Source organism: Fictibacillus tiangongensis, assembly GCF_048083785.1.
GTDB lineage: Bacteria > Bacillota > Bacilli > Bacillales > Fictibacillaceae > Fictibacillus.
Window position 1 is genome coordinate 3,771,955 of the sequence record NZ_CP182294.1, and the last position, 26,848, is coordinate 3,798,802.

The 26,848-nt window shown below is 33.1% G+C and carries 24 protein-coding genes; 4 read left to right on the forward strand and 20 right to left on the reverse strand.

What is annotated here, in order from left to right; all coding sequences use genetic code 11:
• The first annotated feature begins 255 nt into the window (after positions 1 to 255).
• Together ACNJYY_RS19780 and ACNJYY_RS19785 are read left to right on the forward strand one after the other, a co-directional pair.
• Positions 256 to 2,142, forward strand: a complete 1,887-nt coding sequence (locus tag ACNJYY_RS19780; RefSeq protein WP_416729813.1) for a hypothetical protein — start codon at positions 256 to 258, stop codon at positions 2,140 to 2,142.
• Positions 2,143 to 2,231: 89 nt separating this feature from the next.
• Positions 2,232 to 4,079 (forward strand): alginate lyase family protein, encoded by a 1,848-nt coding sequence (locus ACNJYY_RS19785; RefSeq protein WP_416729814.1) that lies wholly within the window; start codon positions 2,232 to 2,234, stop codon positions 4,077 to 4,079.
• Positions 4,080 to 4,178: 99 nt separating this feature from the next.
• On the opposite strand, the gene ACNJYY_RS19790 is transcribed toward ACNJYY_RS19785, so the two are convergent.
• The 15 genes from ACNJYY_RS19790 to tapA form a co-directional block, all read right to left on the reverse strand.
• Positions 4,179 to 5,411 carry an accessory Sec system protein Asp2 gene (locus tag ACNJYY_RS19790; RefSeq protein WP_416729815.1) on the reverse strand — a complete coding sequence of 411 codons (1,233 nt, stop codon included), beginning with the start codon at positions 5,409 to 5,411 and terminating at the stop codon, positions 4,179 to 4,181.
• Between the two features lie 35 nt (positions 5,412 to 5,446).
• Complete coding sequence (locus tag ACNJYY_RS19795) at positions 5,447 to 7,642, reverse strand: glycosyltransferase family 2 protein (protein WP_416729816.1); 2,196 nt, start codon at positions 7,640 to 7,642, stop codon at positions 5,447 to 5,449.
• Between the two features lie 9 nt (positions 7,643 to 7,651).
• Complete coding sequence (locus tag ACNJYY_RS19800) at positions 7,652 to 8,893, reverse strand: methyltransferase domain-containing protein (RefSeq protein WP_416729817.1); 1,242 nt, start codon at positions 8,891 to 8,893, stop codon at positions 7,652 to 7,654.
• A 169-nt stretch (positions 8,894 to 9,062) separates the two neighbouring features.
• Complete coding sequence (locus ACNJYY_RS19805) at positions 9,063 to 11,843, reverse strand: glycosyltransferase (RefSeq protein ID WP_416729818.1); 2,781 nt, start codon at positions 11,841 to 11,843, stop codon at positions 9,063 to 9,065.
• 2 nt (positions 11,844 to 11,845) lie between these two features.
• Positions 11,846 to 12,232: a hypothetical protein gene (locus tag ACNJYY_RS19810; RefSeq protein WP_416729819.1), complete on the reverse strand. Its 387-nt coding sequence runs from the start codon at positions 12,230 to 12,232 to the stop codon at positions 11,846 to 11,848.
• Positions 12,232 to 13,530 (reverse strand): glycosyltransferase, encoded by a 1,299-nt coding sequence (locus ACNJYY_RS19815; RefSeq protein ID WP_416729820.1) that lies wholly within the window; start codon positions 13,528 to 13,530, stop codon positions 12,232 to 12,234. The genes ACNJYY_RS19810 and ACNJYY_RS19815 overlap by 1 nt, the downstream gene beginning before the upstream one ends.
• The gene (locus tag ACNJYY_RS19820) at positions 13,484 to 14,722 is read right to left on the reverse strand and encodes a glycosyltransferase family 4 protein (RefSeq protein ID WP_416729821.1); all 1,239 of its coding nucleotides are present in this window, start codon (positions 14,720 to 14,722) and stop codon (positions 13,484 to 13,486) included. The genes ACNJYY_RS19815 and ACNJYY_RS19820 overlap by 47 nt, the downstream gene beginning before the upstream one ends.
• A 261-nt stretch (positions 14,723 to 14,983) precedes the next feature.
• Positions 14,984 to 15,247 carry a hypothetical protein gene (locus tag ACNJYY_RS19825; protein ID WP_416729822.1) on the reverse strand — a complete coding sequence of 88 codons (264 nt, stop codon included), beginning with the start codon at positions 15,245 to 15,247 and terminating at the stop codon, positions 14,984 to 14,986.
• Between the two features lie 167 nt (positions 15,248 to 15,414).
• Positions 15,415 to 15,648 carry a hypothetical protein gene (locus ACNJYY_RS19830; RefSeq protein ID WP_416729823.1) on the reverse strand — a complete coding sequence of 78 codons (234 nt, stop codon included), beginning with the start codon at positions 15,646 to 15,648 and terminating at the stop codon, positions 15,415 to 15,417.
• Positions 15,645 to 15,983, reverse strand: coding sequence for a helix-turn-helix domain-containing protein (locus ACNJYY_RS19835; protein ID WP_416729824.1), 339 nt, complete (start codon positions 15,981 to 15,983; stop codon positions 15,645 to 15,647). The genes ACNJYY_RS19830 and ACNJYY_RS19835 overlap by 4 nt, the downstream gene beginning before the upstream one ends.
• Positions 15,984 to 15,999: 16 nt before the next feature.
• A complete protein-coding gene (locus ACNJYY_RS19840) occupies positions 16,000 to 16,632 on the reverse strand; it encodes a class D sortase (RefSeq protein WP_416729825.1) in 633 nt (210 codons plus the stop codon).
• A gap of 3 nt (positions 16,633 to 16,635) precedes the next feature.
• Entirely contained in the window at positions 16,636 to 17,355 is a 720-nt protein-coding gene (locus ACNJYY_RS19845; RefSeq protein WP_416729826.1) for an LPXTG cell wall anchor domain-containing protein, read from the reverse strand.
• 89 nt (positions 17,356 to 17,444) lie between these two features.
• A complete protein-coding gene (locus ACNJYY_RS19850) occupies positions 17,445 to 18,041 on the reverse strand; it encodes a TasA family protein (RefSeq protein ID WP_416729827.1) in 597 nt (198 codons plus the stop codon).
• A gap of 88 nt (positions 18,042 to 18,129) precedes the next feature.
• A complete protein-coding gene (sipW, locus tag ACNJYY_RS19855) occupies positions 18,130 to 18,699 on the reverse strand; it encodes a signal peptidase I SipW (RefSeq protein WP_416729828.1) in 570 nt (189 codons plus the stop codon).
• Positions 18,696 to 19,460: an amyloid fiber anchoring/assembly protein TapA gene (gene tapA, locus ACNJYY_RS19860; protein ID WP_416731916.1), complete on the reverse strand. Its 765-nt coding sequence runs from the start codon at positions 19,458 to 19,460 to the stop codon at positions 18,696 to 18,698. Before tapA ends, sipW begins: the two co-directional genes overlap by 4 nt.
• A gap of 418 nt (positions 19,461 to 19,878) precedes the next feature.
• On the opposite strand from tapA, the gene ACNJYY_RS19865 reads away from it, so the two are divergent.
• Together ACNJYY_RS19865 and ACNJYY_RS19870 are read left to right on the forward strand one after the other, a co-directional pair.
• Positions 19,879 to 22,317 (forward strand): immune inhibitor A domain-containing protein, encoded by a 2,439-nt coding sequence (locus ACNJYY_RS19865; protein ID WP_416729829.1) that lies wholly within the window; start codon positions 19,879 to 19,881, stop codon positions 22,315 to 22,317.
• Positions 22,318 to 22,463: 146 nt separating this feature from the next.
• Positions 22,464 to 22,670: a hypothetical protein gene (locus ACNJYY_RS19870; RefSeq protein WP_416729830.1), complete on the forward strand. Its 207-nt coding sequence runs from the start codon at positions 22,464 to 22,466 to the stop codon at positions 22,668 to 22,670.
• A 41-nt stretch (positions 22,671 to 22,711) separates the two neighbouring features.
• On the opposite strand, the gene ACNJYY_RS19875 is transcribed toward ACNJYY_RS19870, so the two are convergent.
• The 5 genes from ACNJYY_RS19875 to ACNJYY_RS19895 form a co-directional block, all read right to left on the reverse strand.
• A complete protein-coding gene (locus ACNJYY_RS19875; protein ID WP_416729831.1) occupies positions 22,712 to 23,137 on the reverse strand; it encodes a hypothetical protein in 426 nt (141 codons plus the stop codon).
• A 143-nt stretch (positions 23,138 to 23,280) separates the two neighbouring features.
• A complete protein-coding gene (locus tag ACNJYY_RS19880) occupies positions 23,281 to 23,613 on the reverse strand; it encodes a helix-turn-helix domain-containing protein (RefSeq protein ID WP_416729832.1) in 333 nt (110 codons plus the stop codon).
• A gap of 47 nt (positions 23,614 to 23,660) precedes the next feature.
• Entirely contained in the window at positions 23,661 to 24,602 is a 942-nt protein-coding gene (locus tag ACNJYY_RS19885) for a polysaccharide deacetylase family protein (protein ID WP_416729833.1), read from the reverse strand.
• Positions 24,599 to 25,945 carry a glycosyltransferase family 2 protein gene (locus ACNJYY_RS19890; protein WP_416729834.1) on the reverse strand — a complete coding sequence of 449 codons (1,347 nt, stop codon included), beginning with the start codon at positions 25,943 to 25,945 and terminating at the stop codon, positions 24,599 to 24,601. Before ACNJYY_RS19890 ends, ACNJYY_RS19885 begins: the two co-directional genes overlap by 4 nt.
• Complete coding sequence (locus tag ACNJYY_RS19895; protein WP_416729835.1) at positions 25,945 to 26,760, reverse strand: family 16 glycosylhydrolase; 816 nt, start codon at positions 26,758 to 26,760, stop codon at positions 25,945 to 25,947. The genes ACNJYY_RS19890 and ACNJYY_RS19895 overlap by 1 nt, the downstream gene beginning before the upstream one ends.
• Positions 26,761 to 26,848: the final 88 nt, after the last annotated feature.

The following is a 26,848-nucleotide window of genomic DNA, read 5'->3' on the forward strand; positions in this document are numbered from 1 at the left end:
TAGGTTTTTTTTTAGAAAACAGTGCGGTAATTGTCGAAAAATTATTATTATCTTATTATTATCTTTACATATTTGAATGATCTATTTTTAGTATCTTTTTATTTACAAGAATTCGAATCATATACACCCATCTTATTAACTACACATTTTATGGTTCATATGTAATGTCATACATAAAGTATTGTTGCTGAAACGATGAGTAAAAATATATAATGTGTGAGAATTTGGTAAAAGAGTAATTTAGGAGGTTTATAAATGAAATCAGACATAATGTATCCTTTTGGGTTTTTATTATCAAGGAATCACCAGTTTTTAAATAAATTTGAATGGCATGAATTTAAATTTATAAATGGATGGGAGTTTTATTATTCACCTAAAAATGAATTTGTAGAGTTTAATACAGAAGATACCCAACTTGTAATAATTGGCTATTTTTTCGATGTAAGGAATGGTCAATTAGCAGAGGCTAAAATTATTCATAACCTAATTAAGGCTGCAGATCGTAGTTATGATTACTTCCTAGAAGAACTAAGTTATTTAAGTGGCAGATACTTGTTAATCTTAAGTCGAAACGATGAATTGAAACTCTTTCATGACGTAAGTGGCCTTAGAGCTGTATGTTATCATACCGAATTAGATATAATTGCTTCACATGATTCACTTGTAAAAGAGGTAGCAAATCATTATAAATGTTCTCAAATTTATTTCAAACCTTCAGAAATTAGTTTTTCTTATAACACACGCTATGCAAATATTTTAAAACTGATCCCAAATATGTCTTACGAAGTAAATGCTAGAAGATTAGAAAGATATTACCCCACAAAACTGTATACTCAAAAAACAAAGTTTGAAATCAAAGAAATACTAAAAAAATACTTATACGAAACTGTAAAATGGTTACAATCTTCTAAGTATCAGCCGATATTATCCTTAACAGGTGGAGGCGATAGCCGCACTTCATTGGCAATTTTAAAACCAATCATACATAATATAGAAATGTTTACTTATATGAAGGATACTAGCGATTCCAGTGAATATGCTAAAAAAACATTTGATAAGGATAAAAAAATAGTAAGCTCTCTTGTTGAAAATCTAAATCTGAATCACAGATTCTTTGAAATTTCAAAGGATGAAGAGATTAATGTTCAAATTCTTAAGACCATAAAACATAATGTAATGTCAAATCATGGACTAAATTTAGCTAATGACTATTACTATTTATTTGGACATAAAAATTACATGCACATTCGATCTACTGCATTATTTAACGTAGGAAAGTATATATTCCCCAACAACACACTTAAAATTAAAGAGTGGGACCTACAGTCCATCTCTAAAAATGTTCAAAAGTGGACAAACATTGCTGATAATCAAAAAAACATGGATCATCTTGAACATTTATTAAAACACGCTCAATTAGAGAATTGGTACAATTATAATCCATTAGAACTATTATTCGTTTCTTATCGATTAATACAATGGCATAGTGGAGTCGTTGGAGAATCTGACATTGCATTTAATACTATGTTACTACTAAATTCCCGAAGCATACTAGACTTATTGCTAGCTTATCCAATTGAAGATCGAAGTAAGAATAAGTTGTTTACAGAACTAATAGATGAGCTTTGGCCAGTTTTAAATTATTGGGAAATTAACTCGTTAGAAACCCTAAAATCTAATATGATACAAGCAAATAACAAAATTGAACAGTTAGAAAGAGTAAATAGAGTTTTGTTTCCTAAAATTATTACTGTTTTATCTTCCCAAATTGAACCACCAAAAAACCTCTCAGAATTGGGTGGAATTACTTATAAATTCACAAACCAAAATATTAATGCTGATGAATATTATGAACTTACTTTTGATCTCTCTGGTTTCAATGAATATGATCAGTTAATACTTGATGTTGAATTTTTTTATAACAATCCAAAAGGTAGAAATAGAATAACAGTATCATCTAATATACTTCCTACTACGGATATTTTAAATTTATACGGAAGACATAAAGTAGTGATTAATGTAAAAGATTATAAAACAAATGGTGAGTCTCCTTATATTAAGATTATGCATCTGCAGAGTACCACAGTTAGGTCTTGGATAGAGGCTTCTAGAATTTGGGTAGGAGATTATCAGTTAGCTTGAAATTAGGCACTTTTTTATTCATAGGTGCTTAATTTTAGAATAAACATGTAATTTAATAGCTTTGCTAAACACGAGAGAAGAGGCATATAGTGAAACCTAATATCTTTAAGAAAACTTTAGTTATTTTAATGCTGTTGTTGTCGTTACTGAATCTTTCACCTCATAATCCAATGGCTAATAATTCTAAGGCTACACTGGCTAAGTCAGACCACAAAAAAGGTGAATTAATAATCTTTAAACGCATTCAACCTCATTCAAAATCTGTGGTAATTGGTAACAAACTATTAAACAATGAACTTTACGTGAATAGTATTTGGCCAAGTTATCCATTTTCAGGACATTTAACTTGGAAAGAAAATCCTTATAATGATTCTACATGGTGTTTTTATTACCACAGTTTAGATATGGTTGGTTACTTAATGAATGCTTATGAAATGAATCCTTCTGAAAGCTATTTAGAAAAAGCACAGTGGTATATAAACAGCTGGATGACAGCAAATTCCTCTCCTGAGAAACAGGCAAGCAAATACGCTTGGGATGATCATAGTACAGCAAACCGAGTTGTAAACATCATTTATTTTTGGAATTTTTACAAAGACTCCGGGATACATAATAAAAACTTCGAAGTTAAATTGATGAAGTTACTAGAAAAACACGGGGACTATCTTGCAAATGACAAACATTATTCTAAAGGGAATAATCATGGGATCTTTCAAGACCGTTCATTGATAGAGCTGGCTCTTTTATTCCCTGATCTTAAAAATAGTTCGTATTGGTACACAAAAGGAATGAATCGATTACTTATTCATGTGAAGAACGATGTAACACAAAGTGGTGTCCATAAAGAACACAGCCCATCTTATCATGTTATTGTGCTTAATATGTTTAAGGGAATTGATCAGTTTATTGGGCAATTCGGAAAAAATGAAAAAGTATTGAAACAACAACTTATTAAAATGGAAGATTATATAGCTTATTTAGCAAAACCTGATGGAACACTTCCTATTTTAGGTGACTCTAGTCCCGATAGTGTGTTCCAATTAAATCAAAATACTATAACTAGTCCTCAACTTATGTATGTACTTTCTAAAGGAATAAAAGGTGTTACTCCCAATCAAGATGCTATTTATCCTGACGCAGGTGTATCCATCTTCCGAAAAGGTTGGGATGTGAAGAACCCGTTATATTTTTTATTCACAGCTGCTTACCATTCTAATGTACATAAACATGCTGACGATTTATCTTTCCTATTAAGTTATGGAAAAACCGATTTCTTTGTGGATTCAGGAAAGTATAATTACAACGAAAAGGATAAGTACAGACAATATTTCAGGTCATCCTTGGCACATAACACCATAACAGTAGATCATAACTCATATCCACTAAATAATAACCAAATCAATAAATCAAAGATAGATCACTATAAATCTGCTAGTTATTATAGCTATGTAACAGGCAGCCATACTTTATACAATGGTGTAAACATTAAACGGACCATCATCTACCTTAAGAATAAGAATAGCTTATTAATACATGATGTGATGAAGTCCAGTACTTCACATACTTATACTGAAACCTTTAATATAGGACCAGATGTACTTACTAAGAGCTCTGATAATAAAACATTCCAACTAAAAAGCACTGTTGAAAACAAGCAATTAGAATTTAAACACTTAACTAAGGTAAAGTCATTTCAAAAATTAACAGGATTAACAAATCCCATTGGAGGCTGGCAATCTCTTACCTTTAACAAGAAAACCCCCATTACACAGTTGAAATTTTCAAATACAGCAAAGAACCAAGAATTTAAGTATGCAATTAATACTCCTTCAAAAGTTGGTATAAAGGATTTTTCTGTTAAAAGTTATCCAACTTATAATTTATATACCATTGTTTATAAGGATGGTACACGCGGGAACATTAAGATAAGAAAATAATAGTAAAAAAATATGAGGAGATTATTTACACTCAAAAATAACCTCTTCATATTTTCTAGTTCTAAACATCTTCGTCATTCTCAATAAGAAACCATAAGATTAATTAACTACTAATTGTTTTGTTTTACTAACTGCAATCTTTCCTAATTTATCCTTAATATAGTATTGAATTTGGTAATTACCTTGTTCTTCTACAGCAAACTCGAGGGTATTATTAGATTGATACATTATTTTATTAATAATAGAGCCATTTTTATAAATATAATATGCATAAGTTAAATCTTTTGAATCTGTATCAATTATTAGTTTTAAAGTATTATCCTTATGTTGAAAGTTAACTCCCATTAGTCTGTATTCTCCTGCACCAACAAATTCCTGCATTAATTCTTTTTCGTATATTCTGTATCCATTGCTATTAATTTGTAAAATTAATGTATAATAACCTGGTACAGTTGGAGTGAAATCAAGATTCCTCTTACTCTCATAGACTACCTGATTTTTTTCTTTTAATACGAATTTGAATTCCAAGTTATTAAAAGGATCATTAACATTAATACTACCTTCAAATCTAGTATCATCTACTAATTTACAACTCACCCCAATAAAATCAACAAAATAGAGAATTAATAATAGTTTGTTTATAAGAAATTGTGGAAAATGGTTCCCTACGTCCGAGTGATCTTTCATTTCTTTACAATCAAAGTAAGTGTATGCTATTTTTTTTCTTTTTAAAGTATCTAAAAATAACTTAATGTGTTCAGGGTATTGCCAATCATTCTCACTAGACATGAAAAATAGTTTAGTATAAATTTCCTTGTTGAGTTGTTTGTAAATTATACTATTTAAATTATCGTGTCCAATAGGATTTGAATCAGTACCAAGTAGATATTTATATGCTTCTGGTCGAATAGTCACGTAATCTGCAATTTTAGTCTGAAAGGCCCCAGCAATAACATACCCAAAATTATATTTTAAACCAAGATATAATGCTGCTGTTCCACCTTTTGATGAACCAGATAATATTACTTTTTCATGGTTAATATGATATTTACGAATTATACTTGTTATTAATGAAAGCACTGAGCTTTCAACCTCATAGCTCATTGATTCCCCTAAGTAATAGCACCCTGATTCTCCATAATTATCAAGAATATATAACTTATTGCAGTCAAAATCTTTAAGTGTTCGCATATAATTATATGCATGTTTTATCTTGGCTGTATTTTCACTAAACCCTGAAAAAACAATCAATAGAAAGTCCTTATTTACAGTCCCTTCTTCAAAAACATATTTAATCGGTAGGTTCGATTCATAAATTTTCTCGTTAATCAAAGTTTATCCACCCTATCAAAAAATTGTAAACCACTCTAACATTTTATGTTAATTTTTTGGGATGGGCAAGAATTATATTGGCTGCTGAATAGTTCATCAAATTTTTCTAAAGCTATTTGTTCATATATACTAGTTGCCGCCTCAATATCTCCTAGAGGAGATTTATACTCAAGTGGATAGGAGCTTAAAATACTGTTTTCTTCATATACTCCCCAAATTTTCGATTCACTTCCTGCATAATCACTTAGTTTTGAGGGCAGATATGGATTTATTGATTTATTATGAATTGTCATTGCATCATTCACAATCAGGCAATCGAATTTGGTAGTTAAATTTAAGAACTCTAAATAATGAACGTAGTTTTGTACAACGAGATTTTCCTTAATACTATAATTTATCAGTACTTTTTTAAGCTGTTCTGGATCTCCCGTAAAAATGTGTAATTTTATTTTCTTTTTAATATCCTCATTTACTTTTTCTAGACCTACAAATAAATCATCTAAATTCCTGGTATCGTAGAAAGAACCAAAATATGCTAAATTTAATTTACTTGGATCTACCTTATATTCACTCTTCACAATGTTGTAGAATTCATTATCCATTGTAGGCTGAGAGGAGATTATTGCTTTTGAGAGAATATGATCTTTCATCTCTTGGTTTGGTAAATATTCCATCATATACTCTAGTTGATTCTTATTCGTGAAGATAAGCTCATCAGCAAAAATATAAGGGAGATATTCACACCATAAGAAAAGGTTATTGTCTTCAATTGGTTGTAATCCAAGTTGTTTAATCGTTGAATTCACTTCAAGTAAAAACTCTATATTATCTATGAAAGCTTCTCTTCTTTTCCCATGAATATCTAGCAATAGAGGATCTGAAAACTCAGCTGTCCATTTAACATGTGGGCATTGTTTTTTTATTTCGTAACCTAAAAAATGAGAACCTGGCCACATTGCACGACTATAAATTTCATTATACTTTTGTTTATTCAATTTACTTAGTCCTGTTTTTACAAATTCCACTATAGCTTTCCAATTAGAAAAGCTTGAAAAAGAAGAAACTTCTATTCGTTTATCAATTAATTCATCTGCTAATGCATTTAACCTATTGTCCCTAAGTCTTACCTTGTCCATCTTGTTATAAATTACATCAACTGTCTCATTCATTGTACGTATTCTTTTAGCCATTACATTTCCGCTTGTATCAACGTAAGGTGGAAAACAATAAGATATTACCAATTTTTTTGCTAAATCTTTGTTAATGACAGAGTATGGGATATAAGAGAGATTATACTTTTTAATTTCTTCATACGTTTTATTTCTATCTGCTATTACATTATTTAAATATCTGTTTAGAAAGGCAAACTGAGCATTCATTTTTTGCTTTATAAAGATTAATTTTTCTTGATCAGAAGTTAAGTTCAACATATCATCAAGTCTTTTAATCACATCTAACCTTTGTATTACATTAAAGTCAAAAGATAGTTTCTGTCGAGATACTGAGTTGTCTCTGATTAATCGATAATAAATAACTTGATGGCTTATTGGTAGTACTTTAAACTTAAAATTTGATTTTAAGTACAATTCTAAAAAGAAAACAATGTCCTCTCCACTACGAAGACGTGTATCGAATCTAATTTCTGTTAACGCCTCGGTCGGCACTAATTTACATGCGCTTATTGTTGATACCATATTCAAGGTACGCAAACTTGCTTTAATATTTTTGTTCTCGATGTTCATTAATTGTTTATTTACCGGATTGTTAATAACCTGTTTACCGGAAGTATTCACATTCACAATTTGAGAAAAAACAATAGTATCCTCTGAAGCGTTTTTATAAACTTCTTCCAAGAAATTAGCAGACAAATAATCATCATCATCCAAAAATAATGTGTACTGCTTTGAAGCATTTTCTATACCAATATTTCTGGCTGAAGAAGCTCCGGGATTTTCTGAGAAATACATAAGTATATTATTTATATTATTTTCTACAGCAAATGCTTTCACATATGATTCGGTTGCATCCTTTTCTCCGTTGATCACGATGATTATTTCAAAATATTTTTGATCTAATGTTTGATTGCATAATGACATCAAACATTTTTCAATATATTGTTCACCCTTATAAGTTGGAATAATTATACTAATTCCTTCTTGGAAGCCTTGATTATATCTTGTAGTGATTTTTTCTATTTCTTGGAGCCTGTTTATAAAATCTAATGTTGTCATTTATATAAGTTACCCCTTATTTTTTTTAGTTAACTTTTTTCTCCAGTCCCAATATCTTAATGTCAGTGAACCTAGTTTTGAATCTTTTAAAGAAGTATATTTATTATTTAAATATACATTTCTTTTCTTAACTCTATCAAGCTCTGTATTAAATTTTAACTGTAGTTCGTTGTATTTCTTTTTTAAGTTCTCATTTTCTTTCTGATATTTTTCTTTCTCATTTTTATATTTTTTATTTTCTTTTTCAAATCTTTCTTTCACTTTTTCATCATCATTATTATATTTTTTAATCTGATTAATCTCATCTTCTCTACTTAATAGAGTTTGAATAGCATTTTTCTCTGACGTTAAACTTTTCATTAGATTTTTCTTAAGATCATTTACTTCTTCTTGAAGAGAAGTTAGTAGAGTATCTTTGTTTAACAATTGAGTTTCTTTAATATCTAATTCATGCTTTAACTTTTGAAAAATTACGTTGAAAGTATCTTCCTTTTCAGGAATTGCTGTCTTTAATTGTTCGTGCTTATCATTAAGGTTTTTTATTGCATCATTCTTGTCCCTGATAACTCTGTTCAATTCATTAAACTTACTAAGTAAATCTCTTTCCACTTCATAAAAGCCTTTTTCTAATAAGGCTATATCTTCCCGTTGGAAAGTTAGTCGTCTATCACTGGAAGGTTCAAACCTTTTTTTACAAACAACTCCAGTCCACTTCCCCAAATAATCTATTCTTTCTATTTCAAAATATATAGATAATTGATCATATAAATCTAAATAATAATACGTTCTCTTATGATCAAAGTAATCATTAATACCAAATGGGACTGTAACAACTAATCTTCCATGTTTTTCTAAATGGTTATAAATCTTATATAGGAAAGGTTCTGTATCTGATATATGCTCAAGTACTTCTGTTAGAAGTATAGTTTCGTATTCATTTTCTAAATCACTTTCTGTCATGAAATTAGAAACTCTAAAATTAACATTATTTTTTACAGAAATATGCTCATTATTCAAAGCGTTCTTTGCATAATCTATTGATTCTTCAGCTATATCAATGGCGTCTATAACTTTACCTTCTCTACCTAAAATAATTGGAATAATGCCTTGCGAACAACCTATGTCCAAAATACGGACACCTTTCACATGATTTAATATCCAATTGACCCTGCTTCTAGTTTTTTCACTAAAAGCTTGCCCAAGGTCCCCGTTATACGCTTCATTCACTCTGTCTAAAGGCTTAGTTATCATAATTTCCCTCTTCATATATTTATTTTGATTGAAATGTCTGTTTATTAAGGTAAAAAAGCTTTACAGGAAATGAGTAGTAAAAATTAGTTGCTTAGAATTACCCTAATTCCTTGTAAAGCTATATTTGTTTTTTATTGTTAGTATCTCTCTCTTTTAGGTTAGTACACCACTAAACATAATTCTTAATAATGCTCTCTATATCATTATTCTTATATAGACTATAAAAGTGTTTTATCTCAATGTCTTCAAAATTAGTATTAGAATCGTAGAGATCAAGAATTTTACCCAAAATTGTAATTGATTCTTCTAATTCCGAATTACTAGATTTCTTTAATTTCTGAAGGTACCAGTTTTTGAAGTAATATTCAAATCTAATAGTAAGGTACTGATCCAGCAAGTTGTTTCTCGTTAAAAACTCACTTCTGTACGTTTCAAGTAAATAATATTTCTCAAAGAACTTCTTCGTAACAGAATTAACTGTAGAACCTGAAACTGCAGCATAGTATACATGAATATCCGTATTTATCGCTTTTACTTTATTTGAGTTTAGTAATAATTCATGGAAGAAAACTGTGTCTTGTCCAGCTGCCCCCTCAGGCATAATCAAACTATTGTGTTCAATCACTTCTTTTTTTACCATTAGTGCCTGAATGCTCATTGCTTTAAAAGAACTGTTTGCCAAATACCCTTTCTTATTCCCTTCAATTACATCACTATGGTTAAACTGCATCACCGTTTTGTAGTAATTAAAATGAGAAGGTTCAGTATCAATCTTCAACATGTTCCCTACTACCATGTCGTAGTCACCTAGCTCAATTTCATGAAGAAGTTGAGCAAATCCATCATTAATTGCTTCATTATCTGGGTCTAAGTATGTTATATATTTACTTGTTGCGATTTCAATCCCTTTGTTTCTAGGACGAGAAGCACTTCCGCTTCCATTATCATTAAATAAGTAGGTTTTTACGTTGCTATATTCCCTACCTAATCTGTTAACCATTTTAGTCGTGTACTGATCAGTTGAACCATCATCCACAAGTATTATTTCGAGTTCATTAAATATAGAACTTCGTTTTAAACTATTAAAACATTTATGCATTAAATGATCGCCATTATTGTAAACAGGAATAATGACTGAGGCTCTGTACTGCTTATGGTTTACTATCTGATGGGCAGGATTTTCATTTACTTCAAAACGATCTATGCTGAATCCTTTGTCTAATTTAATTGGTCCTTGGAAATTTAATAACTCTTGGGCTGTAAAAGAGTCGCTCCAAAACACTGTTTTGGTTTTATCTTTCATTGTTTTTACAAAGTCAAATTCAACCCCAGGGATTATCTGACCTTTCGAGTAATAACAATCTTTGGTAATATAATCAGAGTCAGTATACTTAAATGCATTAATCATATCTTCTAAATAAAATTCCCCGTACTCTTTATTCGGATCAAAAAATGCAATCATATCAAACTTTGCTTTAATCTCTTCATTAAAATCTTCTGCATTTACCATTTCTTTATATGGGTAAGTTTGATAATTAAACATTTTATTTACATTTACATCATTTATAGTTGGAGTAACTACACAAATGGTGCGAATTATTTTTTCATATGGTTGTTCTGTGAAATTTAAAATTTCTTCTATTCTATTAAAAGTAGTCTCTTTAGACATTACTCTTCTGATACCAAATACTTGGTGCTTGAACACTTCTTCATCGGAAAATGCGTCAATAATTCTCTTCACTTCGTCTTGTTCATGAATAATAAAAACATTTGGAAATTTGTTATTTACACCTACACTGTAATTAGATAGAAGAACATTCCCTAAAGCTTGTAATTCATAAATCCTATTTGCAAACATAGTTTCACTGCTCGTTACAGAGTTGAAGTTAATAGCCCAGTCATAAACCTTATGAAGTCTTTGCAATGTTTCATGGCTTACTGCTGGTGAAATATATTTAACGTATTCAAGTGGGAAGAAGTGCCTTGATAGCTTTAATCCGTAATTTCTGTCTATAATTTTCAATTCTTTACCTGAGTCAAGAATACCGTTAAACATGACTCTTGTTTCTTTCATACGTTTAGGATATTTGCTATACCATGAACCCGAAAACATGACTTCTTTTAATTTTGGAGAGTTCTTAACACCAACAGGATTATGATACAGTGGATTAACCCCAAAATTCAGAACACCCACACGATCATTCTTGCAATCTCTTTTGTAATCTGCCACTTTTTCTTCTGCAGTAGTGAAGATATAATCACATTTTTTCGCGATTTCTACAAAAATATCATAATTAACTGGGTCTTCTTTGGAATAAAAAACAATTGGTTTACTCTCTGCACGATAAAACTCTATTATTTTAAATAAGTCGTCACGATGTTTACGAATGTTAGGATTACCCAATCCTTTCCATTCCATATTTAACCCTTTCCATGCACTTACAACCAAAAATAAATCTAGTTTCCCACTATATTCTTTATAATTTTCTCTAGTAATGTAATGGAAATTTGCTACCCCGTTAAAAGAATTATAGAGAAACTCGTCTGCAATGATACCAATGTTGATGTTCATTTTGTTGAAAAATCTGCTTCCATTACTTTCAGGAATTTGGTCTAAGCTAGACTGAACTTTATTAATAAAATTTTTATCACTGTATTGTTCCAGCTGGTTTAAATAAAGCTTTTTCTCTTCTTCTGACATTTCTTTATAATTTTTATCTTCAATAACTTTAACTTTTGAGTGTTGCATGAAGGCAAGTTTTTTATGATTAAAGGCTATATTTAAATTTTTATCACTTAGCACATCTTCTATAGAAGCACCTGTTTCTATTAGATCTATTTTTGTCTTCTCGTTTTTCAAGAGTATTTTATTGTGTTTTATCTCTTGTGTTAACTGTTTTTTTTGTTGTTTGAGATTATTTAGCCGCTCATTAATTGAATTAATATCCATCCTTATTTCCTCCTAAATAAATTCCTGCGTATCTTCCAATAAAATAAAGTTAATTTTCCTAATTTTGAGGAACTAAGAGCGTTATATCTTTTTAATACGAATCTGTATTCTTTTAATACCTTTTCTTCGTTTTCCAACAAAGTAAATAAATACTCTTCAACTTTTATTAGATCTTCTTTGGATTCAATAAATAATTTTTTTTCATTTATGAACAGCTCATTTATATCATTAGTATTAATATTACTGTTATTACCCGCATTAAACGTTTCAGCAGTTTTTTTTCCTAACGTTTGGTTTTCCAAGATATTCAACCTTTGTTTAATCTGTTCTAATTCTAGATGTACATTATTGTTTCTAAATTGTAATCTTGAATTTCTTAGAATCCTCATCAAACTGCACTCCTAATTTCATTATAGATTTTCAAGAAGTTTTCCTTCTCAACATCCCAATTATATTTATGTCTAGCCGTAAAACAATTCTCTTTCATCTGCTGGTGAACATCAGGATTGTCCAATAAGAAGTTCACACCTTCTGCAATGGATTCCGGTAAATGGGAGTCAATACAAATCCCGGTATGATTTCCTTCTACTACTTTCTTAATTTCTGGAAAACTACACGCAACTACTGGGATTCCGCACATCATATATTCAAAAAGTTTGTTAGATGATGCTGAATAATGGTTATAACAAATGTTATTAAGTACTTGAAAACCTAAGTATGCATTTCGTGTGTAATGCAACAATTGTTCGACAGGGATCTTATCTATGAATTTTATTTTGTCTTCTAAACCAAGCTCTTTAACTCGCTTTTGGAGAGAGGGCTTTTGTTTACCATCACCGATGAATACCATCGTTCCACGCTTAAACATCGGAACAGCTTCAACAATTTTTTCAAGGCCTCGTCCAATTTGAATACCACCTTGATAGAGAAGGATGGGTTCGTCTTTTGGTAGACCTAATAGCTCGTGCATATTCACACTATCGTTTAGTTCAGGTCGTTGTACGAAAGGATAGTTATGAAGAACTTCGGGATACGTGCCATACAGTTTTTCATGATAAGCGGCACGGGTATGGTTCTCATGAATTGTTACATCAACAAATTTCAGATAGAGATTTTCAGCGATACCATACCATTTGCTGTTATATCCAGTCCGACTTGTTTGGATTTCATGTGAATCGTAAATTAATTTCTTCCTTTTAAAAGTTAAAATCTTCGAACAGAGTACACCTTGTGGAAGTGTATTTAAGTCATTTGAATGATAGATAGAATAATTGCGCTTTAAACCATGATAAATCATTTGAGAAGCTATGTAGCTTCTTGCTAGATTTTGTCTTATTTTCTTAACAATAAGCATGCTAAATAAAGCTAATAAAATTAACGTTATGAAAGGGGCTTGCCAAAGAGCTAGGCCAGCAAACAAAACGGATGCTGCTTTTGTAACGATATTACGCATGGCGATTGTTTTTATTCGGTTTGCCACACCTAAGATCTTTAAACGGTTGTTTACACGGATCAGGTTAAACTTTTCATTTCTCTTTTCACGTTTCGCCATGTTAGGTTGCTTCCAATCGTGTATAGCAATTAGATCAACTTCATAGCCCGCTTCAGATAATGCTGTGCATTCTCGAAGCACACGTGCATCATTTGTGAAGTGGTTCCATACGAACATGCATACTTTCTGACTCATTTCTTTCCTCCAACATATTAATAAGTACGTTTATATTTTTCTTCCATCTTAAGTTTTCAAACGCAAAGCGGTGACCATTTCGTCCATACTCTTCACGTAGTGCAGAATCGTTAGCAAGTTCAACAATCTGCTGAGCTAGAAGTTCAACGGATCTTTCCTTTGAAGTTAACCCACATTGTGCTTTTTCGATAACCTCTTTTGCATACCCGGATACATCTCCGACGATTGGTTTACCCATCGACATATAATCAATGATCTTTCCTGGCAACACTTTTTTAAAGACGGTCTCTTCTACAAGACTTACATACGCGATATGAGATGAAGCTACTTCTTTGAGCGCATTCTTTCTATTAAGTGCTTTGAGGAATACGATGTTCTGCAAACCCTTCTCTTCTATCACTTGTTTGAGTTCAGATCGCTTATAGCCATATCCGAATACTTTGAAACGAATATATGTATGAGATTTTAACTTCTCTGCCACCGCAATTAACTTGCTAATATCTTGCGCTAAACCAATATTTCCGGTATAAATAACTTCAACCATGTCATTTGTAGATTGCAGTAGAGAAGTGTTAAGTTCTTCTTCTGTTAAGGAATTCGGCATAAACTGAATACGTTTTTTGTTGATTCCTTTGGCTGCAATATAGGAAATAAAACCTTCGCTATTTACAATAATGTGATTCGCTTTCTTATATAAAAGCGACTCTAGAGCAAATGCCATCTTAAGAACCATTTTGTTTGTAAAAACGCCGACCCCAAGCAAGGATTCTGGCCATAAATCTCTGACATCTAATATCAGTTTCGAACTGAATTTATGTTTAGCAAAAAGCCCTGCTAATCCTACGAATATAGGGGGTGTAGATACAAATACATAATCATATTTCGTATCCATCTTCTTAATCTTTACTATGAACTTTAATGCAACCTCCAAATAAAGAAGCAGTCGATTGAAGATACTGCTCGTATATCGGCGTGTATTTGTATGAATTCTAACAACATCATTCAACTGACCTTGATCATTCCAGAAATCAGTATCTTTATATAAATTACGGTTTGGGTAACTTGGTTCAGTAGTGAGTATGGTAACGTCATATCCCTTACCTTTTAATTCATTGTAAACATTCGTTATCCGATTAGCTGCACTGCCAATCTCCGGATAGAAGTTTTGTGTGATAATCAGTATTTTCTTCATGAAAAAACACACCTATTCTGTGTATAACAAACCATACACTTTTTCCTAAAATAGTAAAAGACATAAAACAATCTGCTGTATTATACCATATTCAGCTACCAAAAAACGACATTATTTTTACTTTTTTCATTAATTCTACATGCGCAACACACACTTTATATAAGATTCATTTATTTGCAAAAAAAAGATAAAAAGACAATAGAAAAAGAATACTCTATTGCCTTTTTATATGAAGTATTCGTTTATTGAGTCATGATGAAGTTAACTCGCCCCAATAATCACTAAGAACCAGAAACCAAATTTATAAACGAAAGTCGCAATACCCAGAATAAGTCCTGTGTAACTCATACCTTTACTCTGTTCTTTCTTCAAACCAATTGCTCCGAAAACGATAGCCAAGATCCATGCGGGTAACATAAACCATCCAAAAAAAGGTACAAGTCCTAACGCAAGCCCCACAACACCAAGCACCAAGGAAGAAACTGCCATGCCGTTGCTTTTTTCCGCTTCTTTTTGCAACTCCATTTAACCATCTCCTTTTTTACATAAAATGTAAGCGTTTTATATATATGACTATCTGTTCTTTAAATAGAACTTTTTACCTGTTTTTTCTTTATGATGTATTTCCGCGTTGATACTATTCAGATGCGTAAGCACAAAAAAATAAGCCTACACATGTATGTGACGGCTTATTAAATCTTAACATCAAACTCGGATGTTAATTCCTTATACGTATATCCTTTTAAATGAAATGTATCCCAACGTTTTTCCAAGGCGTTTAGCTTCTTTTTTACATAATCAAAATTCGCCCTGCCTTGTAGCTCATCTTTTAAATAAATTTCACATTCATTATTTCCTTTATAAATAATCTTCAGTTCATGATGATTAAGACGACAGATGTAAGATCCATTGATTAAACGAATCATAACTGTCCTCCTTTCTTCAAATCACTTTTCCACGCTTCATAAGCCAGAAAATCCCGAATGTCTTCCTTCTTTAATCCAATTTCTTTAGCCTGAGAGAAGAGCTCAATCCATTCAGGATCCAATGTTTCAACTTGAATACTTAATAACTGCTCCACTGGTACCTCCAATGCTTTTGCTATTTTTTGAATCATATGAGCAGATGGGTTTGTTTCATGATTTTCAATACTGCTTAAGTAGCTTTTGGAAACACCCGCTATTAAAGCCAACCTTGACAAACTAATCCGTTTCTTTAATCGATGTCTTTTAATGCGTAATCCTAGGTTTTTATTCATCATTAATCCTCTTCCTTTTCTATAAAACCTCCTCTTTGTAAAGAACAGCCTTTACGATGTAGCGATGTGTTGGATTTTTCATTGGGTGACAGGTTATTAAAGTAATGGTGCTTCTATTTCTATTATTTTGGAGAACGGATAGATCACTTGGCTCTACAAGAAGTTTTTTCGTTACTTGATATGTGAGTATTTTTGATGTAGTTTCAATTTTGATAAAATCCCCTGTATCTACCTCAGGCAGCCTGTTAAACTGTTTTCCGTACGTGTAACTTCTATGCGCTGCAATGGCTGCATTCCCAATTTCTCCTAATGATGGGGTCCCATTTAAATGTCCTGCAGCAACTTTCAAATTCTGTTGAGAAGCACCTTCCATAATAGGGATGGTTAAATCTATCTTCTTTATAGTAAGTTTTCCAATTATGCCTGAATGAGATGTTTTTGCATCGTTGTTTTCTTTAGGATTGGTTTCTTGTGAAAAGACGTCATCGAGCTGTTGGTAACTTTGTTGAACTTTATTCTTGGATGCATGAGCAGATGTATGCCATTCAGCCAGCAACTGAGTTTCTTGATAGGAATAATACATACTTTTGGCTTTTGGATATAACATGGTAGAAATGCCTGCAACAATTAATAAATAAGCAAGCCACTTCATTTCTTAGCCTCTTTTAAATAGATTTAAAAGAATAAACTTTTTAGAGAGTAACAATCCTAAACCAGTTAATGATAGAAATAACCCCGACAGTATTAAGAGCAGTGGGTTTTCCTCACCTGTTTGTGGAAGCTCCCCAGCACCATTGGCTGTAGGCTTTTTACTTGGTGGATTTTCCCCTTCTTTTGGTGGACTACTATCATCTGGTGGATTATTGTTATCTTCTCCATCTGGAGTTGGGGGTTTATCAGTACCTTCTGCAAATACAATAAGTTCAACTTCTGTTTCTAAACCTTGAAATTCGTTACCAGATTCATATGGAAACTCTACTGTTACAGTCAGCTTTTCTTCTGAAAAGCTTTTTAGAGATCGTGGTTTTATTCCAATAAACTCTTTGAGAGAACCCTGATAGATGATTTCTGATTGATCTTTGATTTTAACTACAAATTGGTTATAAAGATTATTAGAACCTGATTTTTTCTGAGCTTTCATACTATATGAAAAATCCTGATTTCCATTGTTCTGAATAGCAAGAACCCGCGTTGCCCAATCGCCTGGTTTAAAATTATCTATCGCGAAAACAACATCTTTAGGTAATGTATTAATCTCAATCTCTTTGGCACTACTATTCGCGCCTGTGTTCCCAAAAGGTACAAAAACCCCCGCGGTTAGCAAAAGACAGCAATACATAATTATGAATTTAAACCGATTTGAATGTAGGTTCATCGCATTCACCTCTCAATCTTCATTACTCGAGGCACTATAAGAAAAGAGGCGGAGATAATTCCCCACCTCCAGTTATTAAAACTGATTAATTATCTTTCTGAACCAGCTTTTTGTTTTGCGTTAAATTTCCATTCTAGAGCCAAAGAGTCTCCTTGGAATTGATTTTGATCTTTATTGTTATCTACAAATTCATATTCAACAAAAAACAGATCACTTGATCCTGTAACAAGCCCCTTCGTACCCCACTCATCTCCAAACATATCTTCAAATTTATTTTCCACAGCCTTAGGATCCATTCCTTTAAGCTCTGCCAGAGTTGTAGACCATACAGGTATATCTAATTTATCAACATTAAATAGGAAGTTAACGCGAATGTGCTTGCCTAGATCATCCGAGTTGTCACCTTTTGCATCTGTTACCTTATAGTTAGTTAAAAGTGATACATTTTTAATATCTAATGTTCCTCCGTTTTTCAACTCAAAAGAGCGAAGCATCGTGTCACCCGGCTTAAGATTATTAACATTGATAATCGTAGTAGGATCCACTGAAAGATCAAGTGTTCCTGCTGCAAAAGTATTGTTTGTTACTTCTGTATCGCTAAAGTATGCATATGTACCTCCGCCCACTAAAGATAATCCAAGTGCTGCTGAAGCTACCCCAAGACCTAATTTCTTTTTCAAACTCATTTTCATTTCCTCCCTTTCACCCTTATTGGGTATGTACGTTTTTTTATATTGAACCCGAGAGGAAGTCCCCGCCGGAGTTTCAATCTTACTAATTACTCGTTGAAGCAGACTTTTTCATTGTTTCCACTTCTTTAATAGCCTTTAGAATTGTGACTGCTGAGTAGATGAGGAGCAGAATTCCAGGCAGAACCAATAGTAATGCAGAACCTGTCTTTGATTGCGCTGTGCTTAATAGATAACCGATGTAAGGTATTGTGAAGCCGTTATATTCTCCAACTATATTTTTTGGAATCAACGGTTCTAAATCAGCAGCATCGTTGTTGTCACCTTTCGTGATATAGTGCAAGTTGTCACCAGAACCTCTTATTTCATGGATTCTATGGGTAATTAACATTCCTTCTGACTCTTTAAAAGTGACAACATCTCCCTTTTTAAAGCGTGTCATCTCTCCACCAGGCTTGATTGCTATAATAGATCCTGTTTGAATACCCGGCTCCATAGAACCGGAAAGGACTGTTTTAAGCTGATAACCAAATACGTTAGGCTCTCCTCCTGAAGCTTTGGAAGAAATCACAACAAATGCAGTGAATACTAAAGTCATAAACAATAGAGTGGTAATGATTGAACTGATCCATTTTTTAATCTTTATCACATTCACTTCAAATCACCCTTTTTATCATCTTTTTCTATGGTGTTACTTGGTTCAACTTTGTCATTTGGTACAGACTGCGTGTTCTGTTCGTTACCTTCAGTCAGAACAGGTTCTTTAATTTCCTCAGCCTCTTTAACAGGAGCGTTTGGTGTCTGATCTATTGTTTCAGTATTTACTGACGGTTCATTCTTCTTGCTATCTTCATTTTTGGACTTCTCTTCTTTCACAGGTGTATCCACCTCTGAAGCTTCATTACTTTTTGTCTTATCACAACTTTTAGCTGTAATACCTTCACTCCAAAGTTCACCTTTTCCCGGATGCCCAGGTCTTTGAAGAGCTTTAAACATATAAATGCCGTTCTTATTTGCTGTATACGACAGCTTCAAACTCTCACCGCTTTTTAAAGCTTTTATCTCTCCAGAATAAATTTTCGATCCTGATTTTGGGTTACCTTTTGCTGCATACCATACTTCATAAGCAACTGGACCTTTTATATCCCTATCCCCACTATTTTTTATAGTTGCGGAGATTGTGTAACACTCACATTTTGATGCAACGAATTTAAGAGAGCTTTTGTCCCAAGGCTCTTCCCAAGTACCAATTTCAATCTTGGAATTAGTAGTCTTGTAATCGTTAAAAAATGCGCCTGTACTGCCTGTAAGATAAAAAATTGTAAGAATAAGAGAATAAAAGATTATCCCGGTTTTCATACTAAACATATAAACCCAGTTATTACTTCTAAACTTCCTAATTCGTTTTGTTCTGATTTTTGTTCCCCCCTTAAACTAGATACAGGGTGTTCTTTTTAGTGAACGTTATGTGGTTATTATAGAACGTTCTACCTAGTTTTAAAAAACCTTAAATACGTCCAAATACGTTCTATTTAGTGTACATTTGTCTTAATAAACTTCTTTTTTCTTCAATTTTCTTACATTATTGTATTTTTTTAAAAGAATACCGTTCATTTTAATGAACAAAAGAAGAAAGTATAAATTAATTTTCTTTCTTATAAAACAAATAAGTTTCGCACCAAAATTTAACTTTACAATAATTATCAATTTTCGTATTATTCAATATATAGAACAAATTTGTTCTATAAAAAGTATTGATGTTACATAAAAAGGGAGATGATTTACTAGGCAACATTATGTTCAACTAATTCAATGAAAAACAGGAGGAGAACAAATGGGAAAATGGAGTAAAAAACTGGGGACATCATTGTTATTAACGAGTCTTTCTATGAGTCTATTAGCACCTACTGCTTTAACAAAAAGTGAAGGTACATCATTCGAGACTTCCTATTCAAAAACAAACACGATTTTGGAATCATCACCTATTGATATGCACATAGTTGATCAAGATCGTTTAGCAAAATCTTTAAAACAGCGAGGAATCATTTCTAAAAACGCTTCTCAAGCTGAAACAGCTAAAGCGGTTAAAAAATATATAGAGCTGAAAAGCAAAAAAGGAAATGCCGCTACAGTAGATAAAAAGAGTAAATCTACAAAGGATATTTCAAATAAATCACGAGAGTTTTTATCTAATCAAAAAGAGAAATTAACTAAGAAGCTAAACAAGAGCCAAGAGATTAAGAGTGGTAAGAGTAGTGGCTTATTACAAGTAGATCCTGCAAAGCCTGTCAAATACAAAGGCGAGAAACGCGAAGATAAAGTATTAGTCCTTTTAGCAGAATTCTCCGATTTCAAACATAATAATATCACTCAAGAACCTGGGTATATGTACTCTGAAAACTTTAGCCGTGAACATTACGAAAAAATGCTTTTCGGGGACAGCGACTTTGAGTTATTTGATAAATCAAAAGTGAAAACCTTTAAACAATACTATGAAGAGCAATCAGGCGGAAGCTACACTGTTGATGGGTATGTTACCGATTGGTTGACTGTTCCAGGAACTGCAAAAGAATATGGCGATGATAATCCAGCAGGCGGTCACGACAACTTAAATCCAAAGGGACCACGTGACTTTGTAAAAGATGCTCTAAATGCAGCTGCTGCAAGCGGAGTTAACTTAGCAGATTTTGATGAACTAGATATATATGATCTGGATCAAGATGGAAACATGAATGAGCCCGACGGATTGGTTGATCACTTGATGGTTATTCATGCAGGTGTTGGACAAGAAGCAGGCGGTGGTAAATTAGGTAATGATGCAATTTGGTCTCACCGTTGGGTTTTAGGAAACGGACCTTATAGTGTTCCTGGCACTAAAGCATCTGTTCCTTATTGGGGCGGACAAATGGCAGCTTGGGATTATACGGTTGAACCTGAGGATGGTGCCGTTGGGGTATTCGCACACGAATTCGGTCATGACTTAGGTCTTCCAGATGAATACGACACACAATACACAGGTGACGGTGAACCAGTTGCTTCATGGTCCATCATGAGTGGCGGAAGCTGGAATGGTAAGATTGCTGGAACAGAACCAACGAGTTTTTCCCCGCAGAACAAAGAGTACTTCCAGAAAATCATGGGAGGAAACTGGGCAAATATCACAGAGATTGATTCAAAGGACTTAACTCGAGTTGGTAAAACTATTCAAATTGATCAATCCGTAACAAAGTCTAAAAATGCCGGTATTGTCAAAGTAAACCTTCCTCAAAAGCCGGTAAAAAGTAAGATTCAACCTGAGTTTGGAAACAAATACTATTACAGTACGAAGGGAGATAACCTTCATACAAGTATGACTTCCCCTACTCTTGATCTGACTGGTAAAACATCTGCTGTATTTTCTTACAAAGCAAACTATGAAATTGAAAATGGCGGAGAATATGATAAATTAACCGTCTTTGTAAAAAAAGAAGATGGGAAAATAGTTGAAATTGACAGGCTTGGTTGGACTGCCACAAATGCAGAAAAAGAGAAATATACAACTGAAGGAAAATGGGTTGACAAATCCTATGATCTAAGTGCATATGCTGGACAAAAAGTGCAACTTGTCTTTGACTATTCAACTGATGGTGGACTTGCACCAGAAGGCTTTGCGCTTGATAATGCTGTCCTAACAGCAGACGGTCAAGTCGTTTTCTCAGATGATGCTGAAGGCGCAACTAAGTTTACTACTGATGGATTTACAACTTCAAACGGTATCTCTTATGCAAATCATTATTACTATATTGAATGGAGAAATACAGCTGGATCTGATAAAGCGTTACAGAGTAGCCGCGGTGTTAAATACAATACAGGAATGCTTGTATGGTATGGAGATGATAGCTACACAGACAACTGGGTTGGTGATCATCCAGGAGAAGGATTTATCGGTGTAGTAGATTCACATCCAAAAGCTATTGTTGGTAAGAAAGACGGGAAACCTACAGTAGAAGATTCAACACGTTATCAGATTGCGGATGCAGCATTCTCTTATGACCAAACACCTAGTTGGTATATTGATTCACCAAGTCGGGGAATTTTTGATTACAAATCACAAAAAGGTGCGCCTGGATTTAGTGATTCTATGTCCTATATCGACAAAACCGATTACAATGGAAGTGCAGAAGACGGCGTGATTGATGACGCTGGTAAGAATCTACCTAAGTATGGGCTTAAGTTCTTAATCTTAGGCGAATCCAAAGATAACTCTTCCGGAGTAGTGTGGATCGGTAAATAATTTAACTGCTTGACCATGACCTTGGCTCTATAGAGCCAAGGTTTTATCGTAAAAATAACCTAGCATAGCTAAGAAAAAATTTCGCTTTACAGTTATTTTTTTCCAGTATATGATATAGGTAGTTTGTATGATAAAGGAGAGCGGTCATGTATATTATTCCAAGCGGCAGTTCTATCGTTAATGATTTTGATTTTAACAACCACCGTTATTTAATGGTAAAAGTAGATGTTGTTTGCGTTAAGGAAGATTTGACCCTTGCTTCTGGTTATATTGAGGATTTTAATGAAAAATTAGTAGTAGTTGATGGAAAAGCATTTGAACGTATTAAATTTCGTTTCGTTTCAAAAACATAACAAAAATACCGCAGACATTAAGGTCTGCGGTATTTTTTAAATTATCGTGCAGTTCGTCTAAATTTAAACACAAACCCAATTATAAACGAAACAATTGTCATGATAAACAGTGCAGTTGTAATAGTTGTTACGCCAGTATTCATGTTAAGCGCATGGTAAACTTGTACGCAAATGCCAAATGGAATGGCGAAGAATAAGAACAACATACCGAAGATAGCGTTCTTCGTATTGTACAATTCTGTTTTATGCGCAAAATCTAACACTTTTAAGCTAAGAATCCAAAAAGCACTCGTAATTGACCAGAATAGAAGTATGGAAGAAATAAATGAAGTTGAAGTCAGTCCCATTATTCGTTCAAAGAACAAGTTAATGTTCCCCCATACCATCACCGTTTGATAGAGACCTAGTGCAAAAAGCGCTGCTAAGAAGATAAACGCAAATCCAAACCCAGATGTAATATGTTTCATCCCCAAATATACTCTCCTTCCCCAATTCCGATAAAACGAAACCTAATTTTCAAATTATTTTACTATATTTTTTAGAAAATTGGAACCCTTTAATGCGCTTTTTATAATTATAATTGGAATAGAAAGGGAAAGAAGTAATAAAATTAGTTCATTTGTTTTCGTTTCCACATTGTAAACTCAATGTAATCAATCAATTCTTCCAATTGATAATCGTCCATTTGAGCTAACGCTTTTTTAAAATTCATAAGGTCATTTTGAACCTCACTATTTCCAACGCTATCTGCTTCAAATAATAATCTTTCTTGTTCGACATCCAACGCTCTTGCAATTTTATTAATGTATTCAAACGTAGGATTGTTTTGTAGATTTCGTTCTATGTTACTCAGATATGATTTTGCGATTCCAGCCTTTTCCGCAAGCTCAGTTAAGGTTAGCCCCTTTTCAACTCGTAGATTTCGTATTTTGGCCCCAATCATGTATAACCCCTCCAACCTACAATTATGTTTATGCTATATACCTATCGCTATTTCACATGCTGCTTAAATTCTTTAAATGAAGTGTTATATAAAATCTGAAACCGTGGAATTTCATACATATGGTCTTTAGGACTTGCTGCTCTTTCTTCTGTTGTAAACGCCATTTTAAATCCCGCTTGCTTTATTATCTTAATACTTTCTGGAGAATACTCCCCATATGGATAGGCAAAGCCTAGGCGTTCTCCTCCTAATTGGAAGATGCTTGTATGAATATCGTTAACTACATCATCTTTAGACTTTGACAATAAGTACGAAGTTTTTACTCCATTCTTTTTCTCTCTTTTATGAAAGCTGTACGTATGACTTTGATACTCAAATACATCGCATCCTCTTCTTAATTCTTTTGCACCGAAATATTGCACATGTTCAGGTGTATACGGATGTACTTTATTAGATATTGCACCTGTAATGATAAAGTTCACAGCTTTGAAGTCGTATTTTTTTAGGATAGGATAAGCTTCTATAAAGTTATCTTTGTATCCATCATCGAACGTGATGACAACACTTTTCTCTGGTAGTGATATATCCCTTGTTAAAAAGCCATGCAATTCATTAAGTGATAAGGTGATGTATCCCTCATCTTTCAAATATGTCATCTGTTTTTTGAAATCTGCTTTTGTAACGATCATAGGATTTACTTTTCCGTTAATATAATGTTTTTTAACTATATCTTTCTCATCGACAATTCGATGGTACGTTAAAATCGGGATATCTTTTGCCGCTTTTTGGACAGCAAATGTTCTAACAATCCTTTTCGATCCATCTTCACAGCTTTCTAAAGCAATTCGCTGATTGCGGGGCAGTAGACCTTCATGTTCTTTAGCGAGAATCTCGTACTCATTGATTACAAATCCAAGCCCCCAACCTAGACCACTCAAAAGGATAAGAAAACCAGAGGCAACGGAAATTTTAGAAATGAGTTCCTTCATGCTCTCTTCACCCCTTTCCAAGAGATGTTCCCAGATCGCTCTAACTTGTCCCATGATTGAGATTTATAAAAATAAGAAATCGTACCATACACAACAAAAGAAAGGTTAATCATGCGGTAAACAAAGATTTCAAAAGGAAGGAATAGGATTATCCTTGCAAGATCTACTTTAGAAAACTTGATTCCATGAAGATGAGTGACATAAATCGTTGTTAAGCTCTGATACATGAAAAGCATAACTGCTCCTAGTCCAAGAAGAAGCAATAAGAAAACGTTGCTCTGGTTATAGAGTATTAAGAATGGAGTAATAACGAATGGAAACGCGTTTAAAGTTCCAATAATAAATTGATCAACTAAGAAAAAGAGAGAGAATCGGATTGAAAATTTATGAAAATAACACTTTCGGTAATGAACGAGACAATCTATAAATGCTTTCTGCCATCTAACTCGTTGTTTAAACATATCCTTTAATGTGCTTGGACACTCTGTGTAACAAAGGGCAGTTGGCACAAAGGCTACTTTTTGCTTACTTTTCGTTTCTTTTATATATTTGTGCAGCTTTAGCGTGATGTCCATATCCTCACCAATTGTTTTCCTAAAGCCGTTTATATTAAAAAGTGTCTCTCTTCTAAATGCACCGAATGCCCCCGCGATAACAGTAATCGCACCGATGGAAGCTTGAGCTCTTTTATGCAGATAGAACGCTGTTAAATATTGAAGAAATTGAAACTTTATAATTCCCTTCACCCTAAATGTTGGTTTTAAATTCTGGATATCTCCCGTAAATGCTTGTGCGATGAGTACATTACCGCCACATGCAATTACGTCTTTTTCTTGAAATTTCATATTTATTTCCTCTAGTGCGTGCTTTTGTAAATAACTATCTGCATCTAACGTGACAACAATTTCATTTTGGCTAAATCCAATCCCAGCGTTAAGAGCATCAGCTTTACCGCCATTTACTTTATCGATTACATATATATTGGGAAATTTTAATGACTGGTACGTATTCTTTATATATTGATACTTCAATTCTTTGTCTATTTTCCTATCACATACTTTGAAAGCTAGGAGCTTATTCAGATAGTGCAGCGTGTTATCTGTTGATCCGTCATTAACAATGATCAACTCTGCATCTTTGTACTTTGAATAAAGAAAACCTACTAAACAATGCCGGATCACCTTTTCCTCATTATAGGCAGGGACAATAACAGAAAATGTATAGTTCTTAGTAACTTCATTTATCTTCTTTTTCTCATTTTTGAAGAGTGGAATGAATATATAAAGGGATTGAAAGATAACAAAAGCCATGAAGATTCCTAAAGCAAAATACGTAAACAGCATTATTGACCACTCCCTTCACTTTTTTGATAAACATGAACATAGTCAATTAACATGTCTTTAGGATATGAATCTGTTGGACTAGGTGGGCCTGGCCAATTACCACCAATTGCTGTATTTAAATAAAGGAATAAAGGAGTAGAAGGAGAAAACTCTGTTGTTTGGAATACTTCCTGATTGTCAATTAACCAAACAATCTTGTCTTTTTCCCAAATGAGGCTGTATAGGTGAAAGTCCTTCGAGAAATCTACATCTTTACTAATAAAATGCCTGAAGTCTCTCTTTTTCTTTCCATGAGAATCCTGCCAATGAACAACAAAATATAGTTCATTCGGCGAATCCCCCAAATTCTCCATCATATCAATCTCTGGCAGCCAGTTTCCGTTTATCGAATTCACTAACCAAAAAGCCGGAAATACCCCTTTACCTTTTGGAAGTTTAGCTCTTATGTCAATCTTTCCGTAAGTGAATTCCAATTTATTCTCTGTAGTCAAAGCCCCAGAAGTGTAGTTCCTTCCCTTAAACCGCTCTCTTTTACTTTTGATAACAAGATGCCCGTCTAGAACCTTCACGTTTTCAGGTGTGTAGTATTGCCATTCACCATTTTTATCAGATGGCCAATCCTGAAGATTCCAATCTTTTAACGATAATTCATTTTGGAACTCATCACTCCACAATAATTGCCATTGGTTAGTTTTTGTTGGTTGATTAATAGACTTAGTTTTAAAGATTACGCCTGAAGTGATCTCATCCAGTGATTCCACTTGTTTGTTTTCAGGTTTTTTCTCTTCAATAGAATTAGTACTAGTAATTGCCATTGTCATAAAGCAAATAAGAAACAAAATTAGAACGCGAATTAGTAATCACTCCCTACGCCTTAAAGTTTTGTTCTTTTTAAAGAACAAA

Coding starts and splice junctions, on each gene's coding strand:
- ACNJYY_RS19810 (WP_416729819.1), bottom strand. CDS start 12,232: ATGAGGATTCTAAGAAATTCAAGATTACAATTTAGAAACAATAATGTA.
- ACNJYY_RS19795 (WP_416729816.1), bottom strand. CDS start 7,642: ATGACAACATTAGATTTTATAAACAGGCTCCAAGAAATAGAAAAAATC.
- ACNJYY_RS19885 (WP_416729833.1), bottom strand. CDS start 24,602: ATGAAGGAACTCATTTCTAAAATTTCCGTTGCCTCTGGTTTTCTTATC.
- ACNJYY_RS19815 (WP_416729820.1), bottom strand. CDS start 13,530: ATGAGTCAGAAAGTATGCATGTTCGTATGGAACCACTTCACAAATGAT.
- ACNJYY_RS19880 (WP_416729832.1), bottom strand. CDS start 23,613: ATGATTGGGGCCAAAATACGAAATCTACGAGTTGAAAAGGGGCTAACC.
- ACNJYY_RS19830 (WP_416729823.1), bottom strand. CDS start 15,648: ATGATTCGTTTAATCAATGGATCTTACATCTGTCGTCTTAATCATCAT.
- ACNJYY_RS19825 (WP_416729822.1), bottom strand. CDS start 15,247: ATGGAGTTGCAAAAAGAAGCGGAAAAAAGCAACGGCATGGCAGTTTCT.
- ACNJYY_RS19890 (WP_416729834.1), bottom strand. CDS start 25,945: ATGCTGTTTACGTATTTTGCTTTAGGAATCTTCATGGCTTTTGTTATC.
- ACNJYY_RS19835 (WP_416729824.1), bottom strand. CDS start 15,983: ATGATGAATAAAAACCTAGGATTACGCATTAAAAGACATCGATTAAAG.
- ACNJYY_RS19850 (WP_416729827.1), bottom strand. CDS start 18,041: ATGAGTTTGAAAAAGAAATTAGGTCTTGGGGTAGCTTCAGCAGCACTT.
- ACNJYY_RS19805 (WP_416729818.1), bottom strand. CDS start 11,843: ATGGATATTAATTCAATTAATGAGCGGCTAAATAATCTCAAACAACAA.
- ACNJYY_RS19800 (WP_416729817.1), bottom strand. CDS start 8,893: ATGATAACTAAGCCTTTAGACAGAGTGAATGAAGCGTATAACGGGGAC.
- ACNJYY_RS19895 (WP_416729835.1), bottom strand. CDS start 26,760: ATGGCAATTACTAGTACTAATTCTATTGAAGAGAAAAAACCTGAAAAC.
- ACNJYY_RS19870 (WP_416729830.1), top strand. CDS start 22,464: ATGTATATTATTCCAAGCGGCAGTTCTATCGTTAATGATTTTGATTTT.
- ACNJYY_RS19875 (WP_416729831.1), bottom strand. CDS start 23,137: ATGAAACATATTACATCTGGGTTTGGATTTGCGTTTATCTTCTTAGCA.
- ACNJYY_RS19840 (WP_416729825.1), bottom strand. CDS start 16,632: ATGAAGTGGCTTGCTTATTTATTAATTGTTGCAGGCATTTCTACCATG.
- ACNJYY_RS19845 (WP_416729826.1), bottom strand. CDS start 17,355: ATGAACCTACATTCAAATCGGTTTAAATTCATAATTATGTATTGCTGT.
- ACNJYY_RS19780 (WP_416729813.1), top strand. CDS start 256: ATGAAATCAGACATAATGTATCCTTTTGGGTTTTTATTATCAAGGAAT.
- ACNJYY_RS19865 (WP_416729829.1), top strand. CDS start 19,879: ATGGGAAAATGGAGTAAAAAACTGGGGACATCATTGTTATTAACGAGT.
- ACNJYY_RS19820 (WP_416729821.1), bottom strand. CDS start 14,722: ATGAAGAAAATACTGATTATCACACAAAACTTCTATCCGGAGATTGGC.